Origin of the sequence: Streptomyces sp. NPDC051018 (assembly GCF_044456085.1) — a bacterium.
Lineage (GTDB): Bacteria > Actinomycetota > Actinomycetes > Streptomycetales > Streptomycetaceae > Streptomyces.
Map to the genome: position 1 here is coordinate 39,023 of NZ_JBITFN010000035.1, position 6,627 is coordinate 45,649.

Genomic DNA, 6,627 nt, shown 5'->3' on the forward strand with positions numbered 1-6,627 from the left:
ACACGGAGTACGCATGCCACACCACGGCCGCACCACGGACAGCGCGGGGGCGGGGCGACCGCGCCGCACGGCCCGCCGTCCGCGCCCCGAGCGCCGTCCGCGCCACTCAGGCGGGTCGGGCGCGCACGGGCCGGGCGGTCTCCCCAGCGGGCGCCGTGGCCGACGTAGTCAGGCAGCCGGGCGCGTACGGGCCGAGGCTCTCGCCCCTCCGGTGCCCGGGGCCCTCGCGGCCCCGCGTACACCCGCACGCGCCCGTTCATCCCCCGAAGCAGCAGCACAAGTGGTGACCCGGGGGAAGGTGTGCGGCACTTGAAGGGCTCACCCCTGCCCCCGGCGGTACGGGGTTCGCTCGCGCCTCGGCGGTACGAGGCCGCCCGTGTCCCCGCTGGTACGGGCAGGGCCCGTGCTCTCGCGGCGCTGCCGGACGGCCCCAGGAGTAGACGTGACCAGCACCGAGAAGCCACCACCCCCACCGGGGGGCCCTCCGGCCCATGCCGAACACCTCGGCCATGTCATCTTCATCACCGCGTCCGCGGCCATGGGCGGCTTTCTCTTCGGCTACGACAGCTCGGTCATCAACGGCGCCGTCGAGGCCATCCGCAGCCGTTACGGCATCGGATCCGGCGAACTCGCCCAGGTCATCGCCATCGCCCTGATCGGCTGTGCCGTCGGCGCCGCCACCGCGGGCCGGATCGCCGACCGCATCGGCCGTATCGCCTGTATGCGGATCGCGTCCGTCCTCTTCACCGCCAGCGCGATCGGTTCCGCCCTGCCGTTCGCCCTCTGGGATCTGGCGATGTGGCGCATCATCGGCGGCTTCGCCATTGGCATGGCGTCGGTGATCGGCCCGGCCTATATCGCCGAGGTCTCCCCGCCGGCCTACCGCGGCCGGCTCGCCTCCTTCCAGCAGGCGGCCATCGTCATCGGTATCGCCGTCTCCCAGCTGGTGAACTTCGGCATCCTCCAGATCGCGAACGGCGACCAGCGCGGGAAGATCGGCGGACTGGAGGCCTGGCAGTGGATGCTCGGCGTGATGGTCGTCCCGGCGCTGCTGTACGGGGTGCTGTCGTTCGCGATCCCCGAGTCCCCGCGCTTTCTGATCTCCGTGGGGAAGACCGCGCGCGCCAAGCAGGTGCTGGCCGAGGTCGAGGGCGAGCATGTGGACCTCGACGCGCGGGTCCAGGAGATCTACGAGGCGATGCACCGCGAGCACAAGTCGACGTTCAAGGACCTCCTCGGGAGCCGCTTCGGCTTCCTGCCCATCGTCTGGGTCGGCATCGGGCTCTCGATGTTCCAGCAACTCGTCGGCATCAACGTCGTCTTCTACTACTCGTCGACGCTCTGGCAGTCCGTCGGCATCGACCCGACCAGCTCCTTCTTCTACTCCTTCACCTCGTCGATCGTGAACATCATCGGCACCGTGATCGCGATGGTGTTCGTCGACCGGATCGGCCGCAGACCGCTTGCCCTGATCGGCTCGGTGGGGATGGCGATCGCGCTGGGCTTCGAGGCCTGGGCGTTCTCCGCGGGGCTGGTGGACGGCAAACTGCCCAGCACCCAGGGCACGGTGGCCCTGGTCGCCGCGCATGTCTTCGTCCTCTTCTTCGCGCTGTCCTGGGGCGTGGTGGTCTGGGTGCTGCTCGGCGAGATGTTCCCCAACAAGATCCGGGCCGCCGCGCTCGGAGTCGCCGCCTCCGCGCAGTGGATCGCCAACTGGGCCATCACCGCGAGCTTCCCGAGCCTGTCGGACTGGAATCTGTCGGGGACGTACATCATCTACACCTGCTTCGCGGTGCTCTCCATCCCTTTCGTGCTGCTGTTCGTCAAGGAGACCAAGGGCAAGAAGCTGGAGGAGATGGGGTGAGGGGCGGGGCGAGAGGCGGCGGCCCGATCACCCGGCCGTCCGGAGGGGGCCTTCGGCCTTCCTGCCGTCTCGTCCCTCTTCGGTCCCTGATCAGCGGGACGGGTCCCGGCGCAGCCGGGGCAGCACGCTCTCGCAGAACAGCCGGAGCGAACGCCGGCCCTCCTCGACCGGCATCCCGCCGCAGAGCGGATGCAGGACCAGGGAGTCCCCGTCGATCGCCGCGCACTCGTCCGGCGTCACGATCCGGTACACGCCCTCGGCGCGCAGTTCGCCGACCGTCGTGGCCCGGGAGCGCACCGCCGAGCGGATGTCCGCGGACTGCCAGGAGGCGTAGGTCCGCGCCTCGTGCAGGAAATGCTCGCCGTACGCGGCCCACGTGCGGTCCGGGTCCTCGGACACATGGAGCAGCGGGGTCTCGGCGGCGGGCATCATCGTCCAGCCGTCGGTGCCGTGGAGTGCGCGCTGCTCGTCGTAGTACGCCTCAAGCTCCGGTAGATGCGCGCTCGGGAAGAACGGCAGCCCGAGCCGGGCCGCCCGCCGCGCCGCCGCCTTCGAGGAGCCGCCCACCAGCAGCAGCGGGTGCGGCCGGGTGTACGGGCGCGGGGTCACCCGCACGGTCCTGCCCCGGTACGGGAACGGCTCCCCCGTCCACGCGGCGAGCAGCGTCTCCAGCAGCTCGTCCTGGAGCCTGCCGCGCCGGTGCCAGTCGACGCCGAACTGCTCGTACTCCTCCGGGCGGTAGCCGATGCCCGCGACGGTCACCAGACGTCCTTGGCCGATGAGATCGAGTACGGCGATGTCCTCGGCCAGCCGCAGCGGATCGTAGAGCGGCCCGATGATCGCGGACACGGTGACGGCGATACGGCTGGTGGCACCGAGGACCGCCCCGGCGAACACGAAGGGGGAGGGCAGCCAGTTGTTGCCGGCGCCGTGGTGCTCCTCGGTCTGTACGGTGTCGACTCCGTGCTGATCGGCGTAGGCGGCCATCTCCAGAGCGGCGCGGTAGCGGGCCGCGTGGGTCTGAGGCGTCGCGGCGGGATCGACGAGATTGAACCGGACCACGGTGAACACCATGGGAACGTCCCCCTTCGCAGGATGCGAACCTGGCGAGGGGTGACCGTATCTGACGTAGTGTCAGATTGATAGGGGTGTTCGCGGGGAACACCGCGTGCCCGTCTCCGGCGGGTGCCGGCCGGAACCTTGTCCGCGGTCTTGCGGTGTTTCGGGCGTGCTGCCCATGGTCCGCCCGGGGGTTCGGTCACGGACAGGCGCGGGTGGTGCGGGTGGTCGGCCGGTGGTGGCGAGGGCCGTGTCGCCGATGTCTCTGTGTGTGGCCCCGGTGGATGCCGGCGATTTCCCGGCCCGCTGTCGTACCCGCCGTGCGCGTGCGGGTCCCCGGGTCGCCCTGTGGTGTTTCCGGGCCCCGTCCCTGACCTCGCGGTGTTTCCGGACCGCTGTGAAACGCGGCACCCGGTGGCCTGGCCTTGTCCGTGATCTTGTCCCCGGGGGCCGCTTCTCGGGCGGCGGGCGGCGGGCTCGCGGCTCTCGCGGCGGCGACCGGCACGCCGCGACGGTGGGACGCGCCGGTCCGGCGGCCCCGCGCGCGGAAACCTTTCCGCGCGGGGGCCCCGGACCGGGACTTCCGTGCTCGCGGGCCCGGTCCCGGCTCGCGGGCCCGGTCCCGTGTGTCAGAACTCGTCGGTCGTGTGGGGCAGCAGCTCCGTACGGGAGGCCGCGCCCAGCCGGTCGGCCGCCCCCGGGGTGTGCTCCGTGATCAGACCCGCCCGGACCAGCTCGGCCGGATCGGTGCCGCCGAGATAGCACGCGGCCAGCTCCCGAACGTCCAGCGACAGATCGGGCGCGTCCTGCGTGCGCGTCACCCGGGCCGCGAGACCGTCCGCCCCGGGCCCGACGGTGAGACGGAAGCGGCCCGCGTTGGCCGGGACCCCCGCGTCGGTCAGCTCCAGAACCACATCGACCCGCGCCGCCCAGCCGCGCCTCTCCAGCGCCGCCGGTACATCCACCAGCCGCAGCCACAGCGCCGGGAACTCCTGTGTCACCCGCACCTGGTCCCGGTCGCCCGAGAACCGCAGCAGCGGGTCGTCCAGCGGCCGCCCCCAAGCCCGTACCTTGTCGGCCAGGTCGATCGAGGCCACATACCGCCACAGCGCCGCGGCGGCCTCGGGGGTGTCGGCCTCCAGCTCCCGGAGATGGACGGTGCCCCGCCCCTCGTCGTCGGTCAGGGTCCGGTAGAAGACATAGCCGACGGGCTCCTTACCCGGGTCGCCGATGGTCACGATCCGGGGTGCGCTGAGGTCGTCGTCCTCCTCGTCCTTCTCGGGCAGGACGTGCGTACGCCACCAGAAGTCGTCACGGGCCACCCGGCCCGCCCGCTTCTCGCGCGCCGCCGCGTGCAGAGGGCCGATCACCGCGGTGGCGTCCTCGGGCCGGACCAGCCGCAGTGGCCGCTCGTCCGGGGTGATCCGCAGATCCAGCGGGTGGTCCGCGTCGATCGCCACCGTGTACGACCGGGTCGCCGGGTCGAAGCCGAAACGGCCGTAGATCCCCGCCTCCGACACCCAGAGCGCGGCCAGCGGGTGTCCGGCCGCCGTGCACCGGCGCCACAGCTCGGCGATCATCCCGCTGAGGACCCCGCGCCTGCGGTGGGTCGGGGCCACGGACACAAAGGTCACACCGGCGCAGTCCAGCTCCCCGCCGGGAATCGACAGCTTCAGCCGGTGGGCGGCCAGCAGCCCGACGAGTTCGTCCCCCTCGTACGCGCCGATACGGTCGCAGTGCTCCAGGACCTCCCGGTGCAGCTTGCGCAGTTCGTCCTCGCTGTCCTTCTCCAGAAAGACGAGATAGTGCAGATCCAGGGCGCGATCGAGATGCGCCTCCGGGATGGTCCGGTACTCCAAGGCGGTCATGAACGGACGCTAACCCGTCGGTACGCCGGAGTCATCCGGGTTTTCCGCCCTCGTCCGGGCCCCTCGGGGCCCCCGAACCGAAGCCCGCCCCCTTGCCCGGCTTGCCCGGCACCTTCTGCCCGGCCTGACCCGACCTGCCCCGGCCCGGCCCCGGATCGCCGACCGCGGTCCGTCCCCAGCCGGCCGGCGTTCCGGGCCGAGGGGCCCGCGGGTGCCCGGGCACACCGTGGCCCGCCCTGCGTCCGCGTCCCTCGGGGGAGGGGCTTCACCGTCGGGCAGGGCGTGGCCGACGGGCTCGGAGGGGGCGTGACCGATACTGGGTGCGTTATGGAAATCGTCATCCTTGCTGTAGTCATCGCCCTGGTCGCGGTCGGCGCGATCAGCGGGCTCGTGATCAGCAGCCGCAAGAAGAAGCAGCTGCCGCCCTCGGCCCCGTCGAGCACCCCGACCATCACCGCTCCGCCCGCCGAGCCGCATGTCGGCGACGAGGCGGAGACCCCACGGGAAGAACCGCGCCGCACCATCGAGGAGGTCGACCTCCCACCGGGCGGAGAACCCGCCGGCACGGCGGTCGTCGCCGAGCCCGAGGCCCCCGGGATCGAGATCCCGGAGCCCACCGCGGGCCGGCTGATCCGGCTCCGCGCCCGTCTCGCCCGCTCCCAGAACTCCCTGGGCAAGGGACTCCTCACCCTGCTGTCCCGTGAGCACCTCGACGAGGACACCTGGGAGGAGATCGAGGAGACCCTTCTGACCGCCGACGTCGGTGTCGCGCCCACCCAGGAGCTGGTGGAGCGGCTGCGCGAGCGGGTACGGGTCCTCGGCACCCGTACCCCCGAGGAACTGCGCACCCTGCTGCGCGAGGAACTGCTCCAGCTCGTCGGCACCGACTTCGACCGTGAGGTCAAGACGGAGAGCGGCCTCGACACCCCGGGTGTGGTCCTCGTCGTCGGGGTCAACGGCACCGGCAAGACCACCACCACCGGCAAGCTCGCCCGTGTCCTGGTCGCGGACGGCCGCTCGGTCGTCCTCGGCGCGGCGGACACCTTCCGAGCCGCGGCGGCCGACCAGCTCCAGACCTGGGGCGAGCGGGTCGGAGCGCGCACGGTACGCGGCCCCGAGGGCGGTGACCCGGCCTCGATCGCCTTCGACGCGGTCAAGGAGGGCATCGCCGAGGGCGCCGATGTGGTCCTCATCGACACCGCCGGGCGGCTGCACACCAAGACCGGTCTGATGGACGAGCTGGGCAAGGTCAAGCGCGTCGTGGAGAAGCACGGCCCGCTGGACGAGATCCTGCTGGTCCTGGACGCCACCACCGGTCAGAACGGCCTGGTGCAGGCACGGGTCTTCGCGGAGGTCGTGGACATCACCGGCATCGTGCTGACCAAGCTGGACGGCACCGCCAAGGGCGGCATCGTCGTCGCGGTCCAGCGGGAGCTGGGCGTACCGGTCAAGCTCGTCGGGCTGGGCGAGGGGGCGGACGACCTCGCGCCCTTCGAGCCGGGGGCCTTCGTCGACGCCCTCATCGGGGACTGAGGCCGTCGGGACCGAGGCGGCGACCGGGCGGGGGCGCCCGGGAGCACGCGGGGGGCGAGGGATTCCGGTTCATCGGACACACCGTTTTATCGGACACACTGTGGAGTTGTGGAGAAGTGCCCGGCACGTGGGGGGTGACGCGCCGGGCACTTCCTTGTCCGCGGTCCCTGGTCCAGGTCCCGCGTCACGTTCCACGATGCACGACGGATGCCCTAAGGCTTGTCCCGTAAATGATCTCTGGTTGGGTGTGGACGTGGTCGGTGGCCCGTCCGGCTGTTCGTCTATCCGGCGAGATTGAGGTTG

General features: G+C 71.7%; 4 protein-coding genes. 2 read left to right on the forward strand and 2 right to left on the reverse strand.

Annotated features, from left to right (window positions below):
* The first annotated feature begins 442 nt into the window (after positions 1-442).
* On the forward strand, positions 443-1,864 hold the full coding sequence (locus tag ACIBCM_RS34325) for a sugar porter family MFS transporter (RefSeq protein ID WP_399250208.1): 1,422 nt from the start codon (positions 443-445) through the stop codon (positions 1,862-1,864).
* A gap of 90 nt (positions 1,865-1,954) precedes the next feature.
* On the opposite strand, the gene ACIBCM_RS34330 is transcribed toward ACIBCM_RS34325, so the two are convergent.
* Together ACIBCM_RS34330 and ACIBCM_RS34335 are read right to left on the reverse strand one after the other, a co-directional pair.
* Positions 1,955-2,938, reverse strand: a complete 984-nt coding sequence (locus tag ACIBCM_RS34330) for an LLM class flavin-dependent oxidoreductase (RefSeq protein ID WP_399250210.1) — start codon at positions 2,936-2,938, stop codon at positions 1,955-1,957.
* Positions 2,939-3,552: 614 nt separating this feature from the next.
* Positions 3,553-4,791, reverse strand: coding sequence for a GNAT family N-acetyltransferase (locus tag ACIBCM_RS34335; RefSeq protein ID WP_399250212.1), 1,239 nt, complete (start codon positions 4,789-4,791; stop codon positions 3,553-3,555).
* A 327-nt stretch (positions 4,792-5,118) separates the two neighbouring features.
* Here ACIBCM_RS34335 and ftsY point away from each other — a divergent pair, with 327 nt between their 5' ends.
* A complete protein-coding gene (gene ftsY / locus ACIBCM_RS34340) occupies positions 5,119-6,324 on the forward strand; it encodes a signal recognition particle-docking protein FtsY (protein ID WP_399250214.1) in 1,206 nt (401 codons plus the stop codon).
* Positions 6,325-6,627 lie beyond the last annotated feature (303 nt).

Bases quoted from the DNA above. Each gene is read 5' to 3' on its own strand.
- ACIBCM_RS34330 (WP_399250210.1), bottom strand. From the start codon at position 2,938: ATGGTGTTCACCGTGGTCCGGTTCAATCTCGTCGATCCCGCCGCGACG.
- ACIBCM_RS34335 (WP_399250212.1), bottom strand. From the start codon at position 4,791: ATGACCGCCTTGGAGTACCGGACCATCCCGGAGGCGCATCTCGATCGC.
- ftsY (WP_399250214.1), top strand. From the start codon at position 5,119: ATGGAAATCGTCATCCTTGCTGTAGTCATCGCCCTGGTCGCGGTCGGC.